This is a genomic window from Klebsiella sp. X13, from assembly GCF_003323835.1.
GTDB classification, from domain to species: Bacteria; Pseudomonadota; Gammaproteobacteria; order Enterobacterales; family Enterobacteriaceae; genus Klebsiella; species Klebsiella ornithinolytica.
Map to the genome: position 1 here is coordinate 2,890,555 of NZ_CP030874.1, position 15,053 is coordinate 2,905,607.

General features: G+C 59.7%; 15 protein-coding genes. 12 read left to right on the forward strand and 3 right to left on the reverse strand.

The window, feature by feature from the left end; genetic code table 11:
- Nucleotides 1–5: 5 nt before the first annotated feature.
- The 10 genes from DSD31_RS13755 to DSD31_RS13800 all read left to right on the forward strand — a co-directional run bounded on the left by DSD31_RS13755 (nucleotide 6) and on the right by DSD31_RS13800 (nucleotide 8,869).
- Nucleotides 6–1,685 (forward strand): glycerol-3-phosphate dehydrogenase/oxidase, encoded by a 1,680-nt coding sequence (locus DSD31_RS13755; protein ID WP_004861523.1) that lies wholly within the window; start codon nucleotides 6–8, stop codon nucleotides 1,683–1,685.
- Nucleotides 1,682–3,244 carry an FAD-binding oxidoreductase gene (locus DSD31_RS13760; protein ID WP_064357097.1) on the forward strand — a complete coding sequence of 521 codons (1,563 nt, stop codon included), beginning with the start codon at nucleotides 1,682–1,684 and terminating at the stop codon, nucleotides 3,242–3,244. Before DSD31_RS13755 ends, DSD31_RS13760 begins: the two co-directional genes overlap by 4 nt.
- Nucleotides 3,241–3,819 carry a glycerol-3-phosphate responsive antiterminator gene (locus DSD31_RS13765; protein ID WP_004861517.1) on the forward strand — a complete coding sequence of 193 codons (579 nt, stop codon included), beginning with the start codon at nucleotides 3,241–3,243 and terminating at the stop codon, nucleotides 3,817–3,819. The genes DSD31_RS13760 and DSD31_RS13765 overlap by 4 nt, the downstream gene beginning before the upstream one ends.
- 13 nt (nucleotides 3,820–3,832) lie before the next feature.
- Nucleotides 3,833–4,147, forward strand: a complete 315-nt coding sequence (locus tag DSD31_RS13770; RefSeq protein ID WP_064357098.1) for a putative quinol monooxygenase — start codon at nucleotides 3,833–3,835, stop codon at nucleotides 4,145–4,147.
- Between the two features lie 9 nt (nucleotides 4,148–4,156).
- A complete protein-coding gene (locus DSD31_RS13775; RefSeq protein ID WP_064359380.1) occupies nucleotides 4,157–5,323 on the forward strand; it encodes an iron-containing alcohol dehydrogenase in 1,167 nt (388 codons plus the stop codon).
- 245 nt (nucleotides 5,324–5,568) lie between these two features.
- Entirely contained in the window at nucleotides 5,569–6,966 is a 1,398-nt protein-coding gene (locus tag DSD31_RS13780) for a cytochrome ubiquinol oxidase subunit I (protein WP_004861510.1), read from the forward strand.
- Entirely contained in the window at nucleotides 6,966–7,976 is a 1,011-nt protein-coding gene (cydB, locus tag DSD31_RS13785; protein ID WP_004861507.1) for a cytochrome d ubiquinol oxidase subunit II, read from the forward strand. Before DSD31_RS13780 ends, cydB begins: the two co-directional genes overlap by 1 nt.
- A complete protein-coding gene (locus DSD31_RS13790) occupies nucleotides 7,976–8,101 on the forward strand; it encodes a DUF2474 domain-containing protein (protein WP_004861503.1) in 126 nt (41 codons plus the stop codon). The genes cydB and DSD31_RS13790 overlap by 1 nt, the downstream gene beginning before the upstream one ends.
- Nucleotides 8,102–8,201: 100 nt before the next feature.
- A complete protein-coding gene (locus DSD31_RS13795; protein ID WP_004861500.1) occupies nucleotides 8,202–8,480 on the forward strand; it encodes a hypothetical protein in 279 nt (92 codons plus the stop codon).
- 155 nt (nucleotides 8,481–8,635) lie between these two features.
- Entirely contained in the window at nucleotides 8,636–8,869 is a 234-nt protein-coding gene (locus DSD31_RS13800) for a DUF2554 family protein (RefSeq protein ID WP_004861498.1), read from the forward strand.
- 13 nt (nucleotides 8,870–8,882) lie between these two features.
- Here DSD31_RS13800 and DSD31_RS13805 read toward each other — a convergent pair whose 3' ends face one another.
- The gene (locus tag DSD31_RS13805) at nucleotides 8,883–10,847 is read right to left on the reverse strand and encodes a peptidase U32 family protein (RefSeq protein ID WP_015584428.1); all 1,965 of its coding nucleotides are present in this window, start codon (nucleotides 10,845–10,847) and stop codon (nucleotides 8,883–8,885) included.
- 232 nt (nucleotides 10,848–11,079) lie between these two features.
- Nucleotides 11,080–11,628, reverse strand: coding sequence for a helix-turn-helix domain-containing protein (locus DSD31_RS13810; RefSeq protein ID WP_004861492.1), 549 nt, complete (start codon nucleotides 11,626–11,628; stop codon nucleotides 11,080–11,082).
- A 190-nt stretch (nucleotides 11,629–11,818) separates the two neighbouring features.
- Here DSD31_RS13810 and DSD31_RS13815 point away from each other — a divergent pair, with 190 nt between their 5' ends.
- Nucleotides 11,819–12,985, forward strand: a complete 1,167-nt coding sequence (locus DSD31_RS13815; RefSeq protein WP_113991111.1) for a benzoate/H(+) symporter BenE family transporter — start codon at nucleotides 11,819–11,821, stop codon at nucleotides 12,983–12,985.
- Here the strand turns inward: DSD31_RS13815 and DSD31_RS13820 are convergent.
- Nucleotides 12,965–13,831 carry a helix-turn-helix domain-containing protein gene (locus tag DSD31_RS13820; protein ID WP_113991112.1) on the reverse strand — a complete coding sequence of 289 codons (867 nt, stop codon included), beginning with the start codon at nucleotides 13,829–13,831 and terminating at the stop codon, nucleotides 12,965–12,967. The genes DSD31_RS13815 and DSD31_RS13820 overlap by 21 nt on opposite strands.
- A gap of 183 nt (nucleotides 13,832–14,014) precedes the next feature.
- On the opposite strand from DSD31_RS13820, the gene DSD31_RS13825 reads away from it, so the two are divergent.
- Nucleotides 14,015–14,911, forward strand: a complete 897-nt coding sequence (locus tag DSD31_RS13825) for a DMT family transporter (protein ID WP_004861483.1) — start codon at nucleotides 14,015–14,017, stop codon at nucleotides 14,909–14,911.
- Nucleotides 14,912–15,053: the final 142 nt, after the last annotated feature.

Genomic DNA, 15,053 nt, shown 5'->3' on the forward strand with positions numbered 1-15,053 from the left:
CGTTGATGAAGTTTTTTCCGTCCCGTAAAGCCAACAAAGCGCGCAGCGAAATGTTCGACACTGCCCCGCTGCGCCTGCAGCGCGAAGAACAGCTGGACCGGCTGGCCAGCGATACCTTTGATATTTTGATTGTCGGCGGCGGCGTCACCGGTGCCTACACCGCGCTGGACGCCAGCCTGCGCGGCTACCGCGTGGCGCTGGTGGAAAAGAACGACTTTGCCTCCGGCACCTCGTCCAAATCATCAAAAATGGTCCACGGCGGCCTGCGCTATATCGAACAGGGGAATTTAGGGCTGGTGCGCCACTCGCTGCTTGAGCGTCAGCGTCTGCGCCGCAATGCCCGCCATCTGGTACAGCGCCTGCCGTTTATGTTTCCGGTGCTGGATAAAAACGGCATTTTCGACAAACGCATGGCCTCCGCCTTTGAGAGCCTGCTGTGGACTTACGATCTGGCCGGCGGCTGGCGAGAAGGCATTCTGCACCAGAAACTCACGCCGGCGGAGGTGCTCTCCCACTGTCCGACGCTGAATGAAGAGCAGCTTTCCGGCGGCTTTATGTACTTTGACGCCAGAGTCGATGACGCCCGGCTGACGCTGGCCCTGGTACGTACCGCCGCATTTCACGGGGCGGCGGTGGTGAACCATGCCCAGGCGATCGACACGACTCGCGATGGTCATGGCAAAGTGAACGGCGCGCGGGTCCGGGCCGACGATCGCGAGATCGCGGTCAAAGCCCGGGTGGTGATCATGGCCACCGGCGTGTGGCTGCGCGACTGGAATGGGCAGAAAAAAGGCGCCCCGTCGGCGCTACAAATCCGCCCGGCAAAAGGCGTCCATGTCGCGATTCCGTGGCTCAAAATTCGCAATGACTGCACAGTCACCATCCCCGTCGCCGGGCGCAAACGCCGCGCGACGATTACCCGCTGGGGCAATGTCTCCTATCTGGGCACCACCGATGAAGATTATCACGGTGATCTGGACGATGTGTGCTGCACCCGGGAAGAGCTGGATTTTCTGCTGGATGGAGCCAATTCCGCGCTCAAAACCCAGCTCACCGCGCAGGATGTGGTTGGCAGTATTGCCGGCTGCCGCCCGCTGATAGGCAGCCCCGGCGGAAAAACTGTGGAGCTGAAACGCAATCACGAAATTGATGTCGCGCCGGATGGCCTGATTACGATTGTCGGCGGCAAACTGACCACATCCCGGCATATGGCGGAACAGACCGTCGATGTGGCCGCGAAACTGCTGGGGCGCAAACGCGCCTGTTCCACCAAAAGCGCCTTTTTACTTGGCGCCGCCGGCTACGATCCGCAGGCTATTCTCGCTTCCGGCGGGCTCTCCGCCCACCTCGGCGAGCGTTATGGCGCCGAAGCCCATTTTGTCAGCGACCTCATCCACGCCAACCCGGCGTTAGAGACGCCGATTATTGCCGGTCTGCCCTACACCGAAGCCGAAGTGATTTACGCCATTCGTCATGAGCTGGCCGGCAGCGTCGACGACATTTTGTCACGTCGTTTACGCGCCCGGCTGATGGCGCGGGATGCCTCGGCGACCGCCGCCGACCGCGTCGGCGAACTCTTACAGCAGGAACTCAACCTGGCCCCGGCAGTCGTTGCGCAGCAAATTGCCGCCTACCGGGCCGCCGTTAAACATGAAAAATCCATCCTTATGGGGAGCGCAGAATGATCAGTAAAGAAGCGATTAAACGTGGTTATAACCGCGGTAATTATCTTGTCGGCGTCCACACGCCACCGGGTTGGGCCGCACAAAGCCAGGCCGAGGGCTGCGGGGACGGCATGCAACGTGACCCTGTCACTGTGAGTGACAGCGTGGTAGACCAGCTGCGCAGCGTAGCCAACGAGGTGCTCACCGCCCGTCATGATGTCGTGAGCTGGACCCGCGACTGGTGGGCCGGCTCGATGATCGCCGAGACCGATGGCAACCCGGCAACCCCCATTGCGGTTATCGTCCGCGTCTCCCGCGTCGAACAGGTTCAGGAGGTGGTCAGCATCGCCCATCGCTACCATCTGCCGCTAACGGTTTCCGCCGGACGCAGCAACGTCACCGGCGCCGCGTTGCCGGTACGCGGCGGCATTGTGCTCGACGTTTGTGATCTCAACCAGCTGCTGAGCTTTGACCCGGACAGCCAGATTGTAGAGGTAGAAGCCGGGATGTTTGGCGATATATTCGAGCAAACCATTCAGCAGGAGTACGGCATGACGATGGGCCACTGGCCCTCTTCGTTTGGCATCAGCACGGTGGGCGGCTGGGTCGCCTGTCGCGGCGCCGGTCAACTGTCGACCCGCTACGGGAAAATTGAGGATATGGTATACGGCATGGATGTGGTGCTGGCTGACGGGCGCTTAATTACCGTCGGCGGTGCGCCGCGCAGCGCCACCGGACCGGACATTCAGCAGCTGTTTATCGGCTCTGAAGGTACGCTGGGCGTCATTGTGCGCGTACGCCTGAAACTGCATCGCCTGCCGGAGTATGGCCGCGCCATCGCCTGGGGTTTCGCCAGCTTTGCCGACGGCCTCGAAGCCTGCCGACAGATCCTCCAGCATGGCGCAACCCCCGCCGCCCTGCGGCTGTACGATAATCTCGAAAGCGGCGTGCAGTTCTCCTTACCGGAGACCAACGTTCTGTTGATTGCCGATGAGGGTGAAAAGGAGCTGGTGGACGCGGTGTTGGCCATCTCGGCGCGCGTCTGTGAGCAATGCCAGGGACAGCCGCTGGAGAGCGATCCGATATTTGAGCGTTGGCTGGATACCCGCTATCTCACCGGGAAGAGCGCCGAAGGCTTTGCCCGCAGCCCGGGTCTGGTGGCCGATACCCTGGAGATGGTTGGCCGCTGGCGCGATCTGGCCGCTATCTATGAGGAGGTCGTCGCCGCCATTAACGCCGTCCCGGGTACCCTCGCCGGCTCCGCCCATCAGTCTCACGCCTACGTCGATGGCGCCTGTCTCTACTTTTCGCTGCGCGGAGATGTCGCCGTTAAGGAGCGAGCGGCCTGGTATCGCGCTGCCTGGGATGCGGCAAACGCGGTGCTGATTCGCCACAACGCGTCTCTCAGCCATCATCATGGAGTAGGTTTATTACGTTCGCCTTATATGCAGGCCGCCTTAGGTGAAACCCTGAAGGTGATGGCGGAGATCAAAGCCGCACTCGATCCACACCGTATTCTCAATCCGGGGAAACTGGGGTTGAGCGATGAATACGTTTCGCGCCCGGCAGGTCAACAATGATCAAAAACCTCGGCACGCAGCTGGCGTGCCACCCGATGATTATGGCGATCTACGGCATCGACCAGTTAAAAGTGGCGCTCACCAGCCGGGCGCAGGTCTGCATTATTGCCAATATCGATCTGATTAAACTTCAGCCGGTGATTACCCTGCTGGCGAAGGCAGACAAGTATGTGATCGTCAATATCGACAGCTGCAACGGCCTGTCGCAGGATAAAGGCGGGATCGACTATATTGCCGAAACCGGCGCCATGGGGCTGCTCTCCACGCGCCTGCAGACCGTGCAGCGGGCCAAAAAAAGCGGGCTGGTGACGATGCAAAAGATCTTTGTCACCGACCGTTCGACCTGGCTGCGCAGTCTGCATGCGCTGGAGCAGAGCGAGCCCGATTATGTGCAGCTGATGCCGGCCCCGATGCTGGCCATGCTGCCGCAGGCCGATCGCCAGCGCCTGCCGCCAATTGTCGCATCCGGATTTGTCAGTAACGAAGCGCAAATCCGCGCGGCGCTTGCCAGCGGCGCGACGGCAGTCTCCAGCAGCGACAGTGCGCTGTGGAATCTGCCCCTTTCATCGCAATAACGCGGAGCTCTCTATGGGAAATCAGCAGCTACAGGTCATCGCCCACTACTACACGCGTCCGGATGAGGTTGAGAACGTGGCAACCGCATTGCACGCCCTCGCCGCAGCCACCCGTCAGGAGACGGACAATCTCTCCTATGCCTTCTTTCAGTCCCGGGAAGATCGTCGCCACTTTGTGATCCTCGAGCGCTATCGTCACGCAGGCGGGCTCGATGCGCACCGGGCAACCCCGCATTTTCAGCACCTGGGCCTCGAAGTGATTGCCCCGTTGCTGGATAAAAAAGAGGTGCAGAGCTTTTTAATTCCGCAGACGGACAACGACAGATAAGGAGTCAGTATGCCCCCATCAGGAAAGGCCTTCACCTTCACCACCGTCGGGACCGTACTCGTCGAATGGCAAGGCGCGGCGCGGCTGGGCGATATCGTCCGGCGCTATTTTCAGGCCCGGCGAATCTTACTGGTCACCGATCCCGGGCTGGTGAGCGCCGGCGTGCTGGCACCGGTGGAAGACGCCTTGTGCCGCAGCGGCTATACGCTAACCCGATTCGACCGGGTCGTCGCCGACCCGCCCGCCGATTTGGCCGTGCGCGCGGCGGAACAGGCCCGTGAGGCACGCTGCGATATGGTCATTGGGATCGGCGGCGGCTCCTCGCTGGATGTGGCGAAAATGGCCGCCGTGCTCGCGCCGTCGCAGCAGCCGCTCGACGCGATGTACGGCATGGATAAGGTCGAAGGGACGCGTCTGCCGCTGATGCAAATCCCGACGACCGCCGGAACCGGCTCCGAAGTAACCAACATCGCGATTCTCACCACCGGTGAAAACAGCAAAATGGGCGTGGTGGCCCCGCAGCTGTATTGCGATGTGGTGCTGCTGGATGCCCACCTGACGCTCGGTTTGCCTCCGGTGCATACCGCGGCTGCCGCAATTGACGCCATGGTCCATGCTATCGAAGCCTACACCAGCGCCCATCAAAAAAATCCGCTATCGGATGCGCTGGCCCGCGAAGCGCTGCGGTTGATGACTCGTCATTTGCTCAACGCCTGTCGCCACGGGCAAGATCGCGAGGCGCGCGAGGGAGTGCTGCTCGGGGCGATGCTGGCCGGTCAGGCCTTTGCCAACGCGCCGGTGGCGGCCGTTCATGCGCTCGCTTACCCACTCGGCGGGCGCTATCACGTGCCCCACGGTCTCTCAAACGCCCTGATGCTGATCCCCGTTTTGCATTTCAATGCCCCCGTGGCGGGGGCGCTGTATGCAGAACTTGCGGCGGCTATCGGGCTGCAGACCTGCGGCGATGTGCAACGGGATAGCGCGGCATTCATCGCCGAAATGACCCGTCTTATCGTTGCCAGCGGCGCACCGCAGCGCTTGCGAGATGTCGGGGTAGATCAAGCTCAACTGCCGCTGCTCGCCCGGGATGCCATGCAGCAAACCCGGCTGTTGGTGAATAACCCGGTGACGGTCAACGAGGAGGATGCGCTGCGGCTTTATCAACAGGCCTTTTAAGGCTTTTTGCGCCGCGGATTTGCCCATGCGTAACGCGGCGCGCTTTTATCTCCTGCCTGCGGGCCGACCGACCGCAGCAACAAGCCGCTCGGGGATCATCATCATCGCGTCGACAGGCTGGCTCCCGCGATAAAAGCCATAACAGTCAGGCAACTGTTATCACAAAAAATAGCCTTTCTGCCTCTGCAACCCGAAACTCTCGCCGCCTAGAATTGCGCTGAATCAATTTTCTTGCGGAGTTCTGCATGTTCGGTCTTGATGCATTCCACCTGGCGCGAATTCAATTCGCCTTTACCGTCTCATTTCACATTATCTTTCCTGCCATTACCATCGGCCTGGCCAGCTATCTGGCGGTACTGGAAGGGTTGTGGCTGAAGACAAAAAATCCTGTCTGGCGCTCGCTTTACCACTTCTGGTCAAAGATTTTCGCCGTTAACTTCGGCATGGGCGTCGTCTCCGGTCTGGTGATGGCCTACCAGTTCGGCACCAACTGGAGCGGTTTTTCCGAGTTTGCCGGCAGTATTACCGGCCCGCTGCTGACTTATGAAGTCCTGACCGCCTTCTTCCTTGAGGCGGGGTTCCTCGGGGTCATGCTCTTTGGCTGGAACCGCGTCGGTCCCGGCATGCACTTTTTCGCCACCTGTATGGTCGCGCTGGGGACCATCATCTCGACCTTCTGGATCCTCGCCTCCAACAGCTGGATGCAGACGCCGCAGGGGTTCGAAATCGTTAACGGCCAGGTGGTTCCCGTCGACTGGTTCGCGGTTATCTTCAACCCGTCGTTCCCGTATCGTCTGCTTCATATGACGGTGGCGGCTTTTCTCAGCAGCGCGCTGTTCGTCGGGGCCTCGGCGGCGTGGCATCTGCTGCGCGGTCACAACACGCCGGCGATTCGCGCCATGTTTTCAATGGCGCTGTGGATGACGCTTATCGTAGCCCCCATCCAGGCGATGATTGGCGATATGCACGGCCTGAACACCCTGAAACATCAGCCGGCAAAAATTGCCGCCATCGAGGGACACTGGGAAAACCGGCCGGGGGAACCGACGCCCCTGCTGCTGTTCGGCTGGCCGGATATGGCGCAGGAGCGCACCCGCTACGGACTTGCGATCCCGGCACTCGGTAGCCTGATCCTGACGCATAGTCTGGACAAACAGGTGCCTGCCCTGAAAGAGTTCGCGCCGCAAGACCGCCCCAACTCGACCATTGTCTTCTGGTCATTTCGCCTGATGGCCGGACTCGGCATGCTGATGATCCTGCTTGGGGCGCTGGCGCTGTGGCTGCGCTACCGCCAGCGTCTGTATCAGTCGAAGCCCTTCCTGCGCTTTGCCCTGTGGATGGGCCCTTCCGGGCTGATTGCCATTCTCGCAGGCTGGGTCACCACCGAAGTGGGCCGTCAGCCCTGGGTGGTGTATGGCGTACAGCGCACTGCTGATGCCGTCTCCGCCCATGGCGACCTGCATATGACTCTCAGTCTGCTGACCTTTTTCGTCGTCTATAGCTCGGTATTTGGCGTCGGCTACAGCTATATGCTGCGCCTGATCCGCAAAGGCCCGCAGACCTTCAATCCACCGCTCTCCGGTACCCCGGCCCGCCCGCTCTCCGCGGCAACGGAAGGTTTTCAGCATAAGGAGTCCCGCTAATGGGGATCGATCTCTCAGTTATCTGGTTCGTCATTATCGTCTTCGCCACCCTGATGTACATCGTGATGGATGGCTTCGATTTAGGGATCGGCATTTTGTTCTCGGCCACCCGCGATGCTGAAGACCGCGACGTCATGGTGAACAGCGTAGCGCCGGTCTGGGACGGCAACGAAACCTGGCTGGTGCTTGGCGGCGCCGGGCTGTTCGGCGCGTTTCCCCTCGCCTACGCGGTGATTATCGATGCGCTGGCGATCCCGCTGACGTTAATGCTAATCGGCCTGATTTTTCGCGGCGTGGCGTTTGAGTTTCGCTTCCAGGCAACGCCGTCACACCGCCCGTTCTGGGATCGCGCATTTCTCGGCGGCTCGCTGCTGGCCACCTTTTCTCAGGGCGTGGTTGTCGGGGCGGTCATCAATGGCTTTTCGGTAAGCGGTCGCGCGTTCAGCGGCGGAATGCTCGACTGGCTGACGCCGTTCACCCTGTTCTGCGGTCTGGGATTGACCATTGCCTATGCGCTGCTGGGCGCCACCTGGCTGGTCATGAAAAGCGAAAATCCGCTGCAGGACAAAATGCGCCATACCTCGCGAACGCTGCTACTGGCGCTGCTGATCGCCATCGCCGTCATTAGCCTGTGGACACCGCTGGCGCAGCCGGCCATTGCCGCCCGTTGGTTCACGCTGCCGAACCTCTTTTTCCTGCTGCCGGTTCCCCTGCTGGTTGTGGCGCTCGGCGCCTGGCTGTGGCGGGATCTGCGCAACCCTGATCGCCATGCGCTGCCCTTTATTCTGACGCTGGGGCTGGTGTTTCTCGGCTTCAGCGGTCTGGGGATCAGTATCTGGCCGCATATTATCCCGCCGGGCATTACGCTGTGGCAGGCCGCCGCGCCGCCGCAGAGCCAGGGTTTCATGCTGGTAGGCGCCCTGCTGATTCTTCCGGTGATCCTCGGCTATACCTTCTGGAGCTATTACGTGTTTCGCGGCAAAGTCCAACATGGCGAGGGGTATCATTGATGAATCAGTCACGACTGAAGCAACTATTATGGATGGTCGCGCTGTGGGGCACCAGCGTGCTGGCGCTGGGGGCAGTCAGTATGCTCTTTCGTTTTTTAATGACCGCGGCCGGGCTGAAAGTTTAATCCCCGACGCTGCGGATTACGCTGATTAGCAAGAACTCCATTGTCTCTCCATTTTTATTTGCTGAAATCTCAAGGCACATAAAAAATATAGGATGTAGTAATGAAAAAGAGTGTCTTGTTATCCGCGGCGATGTCGTTTGCGCTCTCTTCCCTGGCGTTTGCCGCCGATAATCCCCCGCCGCCTCCGGGGAAAGCGGTCGCAGGCCAGCAGCATAACGGCCACGATAAGAACCGGCAGCAGCACAGCGGTAAACGGCCAGCACAGGGCGCATCGCATAACGGCAAACAGCCGCCGAAAGGCAAGCCGTCCGCACAGGGCAACAAACAGCCGTCGAAAGACGGCCAGCACAACGGCAATCCGTTGCCGCCGAAAAAATAATCACTCTCCGGCCCGACGCGTGTATCGCGCCGGGCTTTTTTTCGCCTTTCGTCAGGAAAGGCTGACGCAGACTTTGCTCTTCTTTGATAACCCAATAATAAAGCTCAAGAAATTCAGAGCATAGTAGCCCCACTCGTCTGTCACTGGAAATCGATATGCTCAGGAGATGCGTTTCGGCATTCGTGCTGATGTGTGCGTTATTTTCCGGCCATCTGCTGGCCCGCAAACAAGGACATGAATACTTCCCGGTACAAAGCCTCGAACAGCAGCTGCTGCACGAGGCCGACAGTGATGAACTGCGCAGCCAGCGGGACGAGGCCGCCGCCGATCTGCGCGAACGTCACCACTGGCAGAATGCGCGCAAACCGAAAATGCACTTCCGCCAGTAGCGTCTGCCGTCGATCAGACGCCTTTACGCTTCGGCAGGGTTTTCAACAGCTCATCCGGGCTGACCGAAGCAACCACGCTCCCCGGAAGCGGCATTTTCAAAATATGATTTTTCATTTTGCCGATAACGTGCATTTCGCACGGACGGCAGTCGAATTTCAGCGTCAGCACTTCATCCCCGTGAATGAGCTGCATCGGCGTCGCTTTCCAGCTCTTAATCGATCCCTTGGCCTGCTTCGGGCATAAATTGAAGGCAAAACGCAGACAGTGTTTCGTGATCATCACCGGCACGTCGCCCTTCTCTTGATGCGCTTCATAGGCCGCATCGATCAGCTTCACGCCATAGCGCTGGTAAAACGCACGCGCCTTATGGTTATAGACGTTGGCAAGGAACGACAGATGGGTGTCCGGGTAAACCGGCGGCGGGACGGAAACCGCTTTGCGCTGGCCGCGCGGCGCGGCTTTCACCCGCGCATCGTCCAGTCGTTCTACCGTTTCCCGACGCAGCTGGTTCAGCAGGCTATTCGGCACAAACAGCGCGCCGGGGAGATTGATCTGCACATCGCGGGCAAAATAGATCGTCTGTCCCAGCTTCGCCACGCCGTCCCGCAGGTTCGCCAGCGCTTTCTCCGCCTGGGTCGCTTCGGCAAACTCGCCGTCCAGGGTGTGGGTGACGCTGACGCCATCTTCGCAGGTCATCGTCAGCACCAGCTGCTCCTGCCAGCCGCTGAGGTCGATATCCACCGCAATTCGCCGCTCGCTGGAGGTTTTTTGCAAAGCCTGCTGCCAGTTATGGTCGAGGTTACGGTTCAGCACCTGGCGCGGCCGGACTTTATGCAGATCTGCCGGCATCTCGTTCGGCCAGACGCGATAGCGATTTTCGCCGGTTTTTTCCACCGTGTTGGCGCGGAAACCGACGATTTCGCGCTTAATCATCACGTTGAGGCCATCGCCGTTGGTCAGCGCTTCGCTCACTTCAACATCGAGGTGGTCTTTCGCCACTTTCAGCACTTCACCCACCGGCAGGCCGATAAATTTCGGCGAATCAAATGCGCCGATGTCACCTTTGCGCGCATTAACAAAGTAGTCGGTGCTGCCGCGATGGAAGGTTTTGTCGGTGGAGGGAACGAAAAAGTGTTCGGTGCGTCCGGCGGACGAACGCATCAGATCGCCGCGATCTTCAATAATCGCGTCGAGCATCTGACGATAGTGCGCGGTAATGTTCTTCACGTAGCTCATATCTTTGTAACGCCCTTCAATTTTGAAGGAGCGCACGCCGGCATCGATCAACTGGGCCAGGTTGGCGGTCTGATCGTTGTCTTTCATCGACAGGAGGTGTTTCTCATAGGCTACCACGCGACCCTGATCATCTTTCAGGGTATACGGTAAACGGCACGCCTGGGAGCAGTCGCCGCGGTTGGCGCTGCGCCCGGTCTGAGCATGGGAGATATTGCACTGCCCGGAATAGGCCACGCACAGAGCGCCGTGAATAAAGAACTCGATTGTCGCGTCGGTGTTGTCGTAAATCGCTTTAATCTGCTGCAGGTTCAGCTCGCGCGCCAGCACGATTTGGCTGAAACCGACGTCGGAGAGGAATTTTGCCTTCTCGACGCTGCGGATGTCACACTGGGTGCTGGCGTGGAGTTCAATAGGCGGAATATCCAGCTCCATCACCCCCATATCCTGCACGATCAGCGCATCAACGCCGGTTTCATACAGGTCGGTAATCAGTCGCTGCGCCGGTTCCAGCTCATCATCGTGCAGGATCGTATTCAGCGTCACAAAGATTTTCGCGCCGTAGCGATGGGCGAAAGGCACCAGCCCGGCGATATCGCTGAGGCTGTTGCTGGCGTTGTGGCGTGCGCCGAAACCCGGCCCGCCGATATAAACCGCGTCTGCGCCGTGTAAAATCGCTTCACGGGCGATCCCGACATCGCGGGCGGGGCTAAGAAGTTCAAGATGATGGTTGTGCAGGCGCATACGCTCGTCGTTATCCGTTATAGGGGGTCGAAATGGCGGCTATTGTAGTCAGAAGTGGGCAGAGACGAAATCATTTTCCATCACGCGGAAAAGGTGAATTTTCAGTTTCCAGCAAAGCATTGAAGGAAAAGGTATTTCCTTCGCAAAACGTCTACGGTTACAGTCATCACGTATTCCGGATTTTCCTCGTCACGTTGTGAGTGGTTACATTAATCATTTGATTGGCCGCAGGTTAAATACCCGCGGCTTTTTCTTTGGGATAATGAATCAGCGAGTGAAAATGGGCCGTTTGCGCGCCGCTGTTACGATAAGCATGCGCCAGATCGCCGGCAAACCGCCGCCCTTCTCCGCTCGTTAGCGTCTGCCACTCCCCCTGCAGACACAAATCCAGCACGCCGCCGATCACCACCACATGTTCAATTACCCCTTTCTCGTGCGGCGTGGATTCGCTGAGCGCCCCGGGGGCGAGCGTAATCGAGAAGTGGTCAAAACGCAGCTCCGGGTCCCACGGGAAAAGGGGTGTCACCACCATCGCCTGCTGCTGCGGGTCAAAGGCGGTCGGCGCCGTCGATTCATCGGCCACGATAAACGCCGAGAACGGCACGTTCAGACCGGTGGCGATTTTCCACAAGGTCGCTACCGTCGGGCTGGATTCATTTCGCTCAACCTGCCCGAGCATCGCTTTTGACACCCCGGTCTCTTCCGCCAGTCGCGACAGACTCCAGCCCCGCTGTTGACGCAGCGTTTTCAGGGTCGTCGCCAGATGTTGCGCAATATTCATTCCACCTCCTGATATGCTCAGCAGAAATTATACGCGCATTGGTATGATTCTACAGGAAGTTTCGTCGGGAAACGCGCCTGGCGCGTCCGCGACGGCGATGACGACGGCATGAAAAGAGGGAAAAGATCATTGTGCGTTATAGCGTACAATGCTACATTTTGCCGGATGTTATAACGCACAAGAGGTCACTATGCGCTCGTTCTCACTCCCGCTGCCGACGCTACTCGCCGGGTTTATCGCCGTCCTGGTGGGCTACGCCAGCTCGGCCGCCATTATCTGGCAGGCCGCCGCCAGCGCAGGGGCCAGCGCGAGTCAGATCGCTGGCTGGATGACGGCCCTCGGCCTCGGGATGGGGGTCAGTACGCTGGCCCTCACGCTATGGCGCAAAGTGCCGATCCTCACCGCCTGGTCAACCCCCGGCGCGGCGCTACTGGTCAGCGGATTACAGGGGGTGACGTTGAACCAGGCGGTCGGCGTGTTTATCTTTGCGAATGGCCTGATGGTGCTATGCGGGCTGACCGGCCTTTTTGCCCGGCTGATGAAAATTATCCCCCACTCGCTCGCCGCCGCCATGCTGGCAGGGATTTTACTGCGCTTCGGTCTGCAGGCCTTCGCCACCCTTGAAGACCATCTTCTGCTGTGTGGCGGCATGCTGGCAGCCTGGCTGCTGTGTAAAGCGCTGTACCCGCGCTTTGCGGTGGTCGCGGCGCTGCTGGTCGGCGGCGTTATCGCCGTGTTCTCCGGCGACGTCACCGGGAGCCACATCAGCCTCGCTTTTGTCGCCCCGGAATATACCGCGCCGCAGTTTACCCCTTCGCTGCTCCTCAGCGTCGGGGTGCCGTTCTTCCTGGTCACCATGGCTTCGCAAAACGCCCCCGGCTTCGCCACGATGCAGGCTTCCGGTTATCGGGTACCCGTGTCGCCGCTGATTGTCGCCACCGCCGGCCTGGCGCTGATCCTGTCGCCTTTTGGCGTCTACTCCATCTGTATTGCCGCCATTACCGCCGCCATCTGCCAAAGTCCGGAGGCCCATCCCGATCCGCAGCGACGCTGGCTGGCCGCCGCCGCCGCGGGCGGTTTTTATCTGCTGGCCGGCCTGTTCGGCGGTTCGATTACCTCGTTGATGTCTGCCCTGCCGACGGCGTGGATTCAGATGCTGGCCGGGCTGGCGCTGCTCGGGACGCTTGGCGGGTGTCTGTTTCAGGCGCTGAATCAGGAGAATGAACGCGATGCGGCGGGGGTGACGTTTCTGGTCACCGCCAGCGGCGTGACTTTGGCGGGGATCGGCTCGGCCTTCTGGGGGCTGGCGCTCGGCGGCGCGAGTTTCGCCCTGCTGTCAGCGCTGCGCCGCACGTAACTGCGACGGCGTCAGACCGGTGGCGCTTTTCACCCGGTTACTGAAATGGCTGGCGGAGCTGAAACCGCAGGCCATCGCGATATCGATCAACGGCCGGGCGCTGCGGCAGATGAGCTCCTGCGCCTTAACCATCCGCCGCTGCATCACATACTGGTGCGGCGCCATGTTCATTGACTGCCGGAACATCCGCGCGAAGTGATATTCGCTGAGCGCCGCTTCCTGCGCCAGATCGGCCAGCGTCAGCGGCTGATCCAGATTCTCCTCAACCCACGCCAGCAGATTACGCAGGACGTGCGGCGCCAGGCCGCCGGAGACCGTGGGCAACCGCCACTGAACGTTCGAATAGTGCTGAATAAGATGGGTCAGCAGCAGCGTGCTGGCGGAGCTTAAGGTCAGCTGGTTGGCCTGCTGCTGCCAGTCGTAATCGAGAAGAAACTGGCGATAGACGGCGGTAATTTTATCATCCCGGGAAAAGGTCTGTTCCTGCAGACTGAACGACGCCGGGCTGCGGTCCCAGATCTGCTCGCCAACCCGACGCAAATGGTCATCGGTACAGTACAGATGCACGAACGAGAGGTCGCCGCGAATATCCCAGGTGCTCTCGGCTCCTTTTGGCATCAGGCAAAAACGATCCGGGCCGCCGCCGTTTTTCCAGCCCTGCGGCGTTTTCTGATAACTTTCGTAACCATCGGCAACGTACAGGCTCAGCGTATGATGGTCGCTGCGCACCGTAACCGTATCGCGATTGTTATACCACGCCGCCAGTTGAATACCGGAGTTAAGCTCCACCGTCTCCCGCAGGACGGCTTTTTGTCGGCGTAATGTTTCGAACGTCCCGTAAGCCATGGCCTTCACACATCTGATTTCGTAAACCTCTAGTCTATGAAGAGTCGGCAGCGGATACCAGATCTCTCCAGCCATTCGATAAAAATAAGCGCAAGAATTTGCAAGTCCAACCCGCAAGGATGACAGCGGCGGCGCGCAAAAACCGCCACACTGCCTCCCTGGAGTGTTTATGGGAGAAATATTTTGAACGCAATACTGTACGGGCTGGTGGTCGTTATCTGGGGAACGACATGGATTGCCATCTTTTTACAACAGGGGCCGGTCTCCGCGCCGGTCTCCATTTTCTGGCGGTTTGCGGTAGCCAGCGTCACGATGCTGGCGATTCTGCTGGCAACCCGTCGTCTGCGCCCGCTGGCGCTGCGCGATCATCTGTTCTGTGTACTACAGGGCTGCTGCGTCTTCTGTTTCAACTTCTGGTGCTTTTATACCGCCGCCGCGCACATCAACACCGGTCTTGAATCGGTTATTTTTTCCATGGCGGTCCTGTTTAACGCCATCAACGGGTTTATTTTCTTCCGCCAGCAGCCGCCCGCGCGTTTCTGGCTAGCCGCCGCGCTCGGCCTTGTGGGGATTATCACGCTGTTCTGGGACGATCTGCTCAGTAACGGGCTCAACGCATCCTTGCTGTGGGGAATTGGTCTCAGCGCGCTGGGAACCTACGGTTTTTCTCTCGGCAACATGCTCAGTATGCGCCACCAGCGCCGTGGGCTGGAAACCCTGACCACCAACAGCTGGGCGATGCTCTACGGCACTCTGGTGATGGGGGCTATCGCTCTGGTGCGCGGCGATGATTTCACCCCCCAGTGGACGCTGAGCTATATGGGGGCGCTGCTGTACCTGGCGCTGTTCGGATCGGTGATTGCGTTCGGCGCTTACTTTACGCTGGTTGGCCGGATTGGCGCCGGCAAAGCCGCCTACAGTACCCTGCTGTTCCCGCTGGTGGCCCTGACGATTTCGACCTTTTACGAAGGCTACGTCTGGCACAGTAACGCGGTTATCGGGCTGGCGCTGATTCTGGTGGGGAACCTGGTGATGTTTGCCCGTCCCGAGCAGTGGTTCCTGCGCCGCAGACTGGCTTAATCTCTGCCTGTCGGCATAAAAAAGGTGCCCTCCCGAAGGGCGCCTGAGATTGATGACAGGCCCGTTTTGAACATCGTGCCCACATTATGCCGGGTGGCGGTGGCGGCTGCGCCTGACCCGGCCGACAAAACCCGTCACTTCT

What these genes read in the sequence shown, in the direction of transcription:
- DSD31_RS13775 (WP_064359380.1), top strand. Translation starts at nt 4,157, where the DNA reads ATGCCCCCATCAGGAAAGGCCTTCACCTTCACCACCGTCGGGACCGTA.
- DSD31_RS13805 (WP_015584428.1), bottom strand. Translation starts at nt 10,847, where the DNA reads ATGCGCCTGCACAACCATCATCTTGAACTTCTTAGCCCCGCCCGCGAT.
- DSD31_RS13760 (WP_064357097.1), top strand. Translation starts at nt 1,682, where the DNA reads ATGATCAGTAAAGAAGCGATTAAACGTGGTTATAACCGCGGTAATTAT.
- cydB (WP_004861507.1), top strand. Translation starts at nt 6,966, where the DNA reads ATGGGGATCGATCTCTCAGTTATCTGGTTCGTCATTATCGTCTTCGCC.
- DSD31_RS13780 (WP_004861510.1), top strand. Translation starts at nt 5,569, where the DNA reads ATGTTCGGTCTTGATGCATTCCACCTGGCGCGAATTCAATTCGCCTTT.
- DSD31_RS13795 (WP_004861500.1), top strand. Translation starts at nt 8,202, where the DNA reads ATGAAAAAGAGTGTCTTGTTATCCGCGGCGATGTCGTTTGCGCTCTCT.
- DSD31_RS13765 (WP_004861517.1), top strand. Translation starts at nt 3,241, where the DNA reads ATGATCAAAAACCTCGGCACGCAGCTGGCGTGCCACCCGATGATTATG.
- DSD31_RS13790 (WP_004861503.1), top strand. Translation starts at nt 7,976, where the DNA reads ATGAATCAGTCACGACTGAAGCAACTATTATGGATGGTCGCGCTGTGG.
- DSD31_RS13820 (WP_113991112.1), bottom strand. Translation starts at nt 13,831, where the DNA reads ATGGCTTACGGGACGTTCGAAACATTACGCCGACAAAAAGCCGTCCTG.
- DSD31_RS13800 (WP_004861498.1), top strand. Translation starts at nt 8,636, where the DNA reads ATGCTCAGGAGATGCGTTTCGGCATTCGTGCTGATGTGTGCGTTATTT.
- DSD31_RS13770 (WP_064357098.1), top strand. Translation starts at nt 3,833, where the DNA reads ATGGGAAATCAGCAGCTACAGGTCATCGCCCACTACTACACGCGTCCG.
- DSD31_RS13755 (WP_004861523.1), top strand. Translation starts at nt 6, where the DNA reads ATGAAGTTTTTTCCGTCCCGTAAAGCCAACAAAGCGCGCAGCGAAATG.
- DSD31_RS13815 (WP_113991111.1), top strand. Translation starts at nt 11,819, where the DNA reads ATGCGCTCGTTCTCACTCCCGCTGCCGACGCTACTCGCCGGGTTTATC.
- DSD31_RS13810 (WP_004861492.1), bottom strand. Translation starts at nt 11,628, where the DNA reads ATGAATATTGCGCAACATCTGGCGACGACCCTGAAAACGCTGCGTCAA.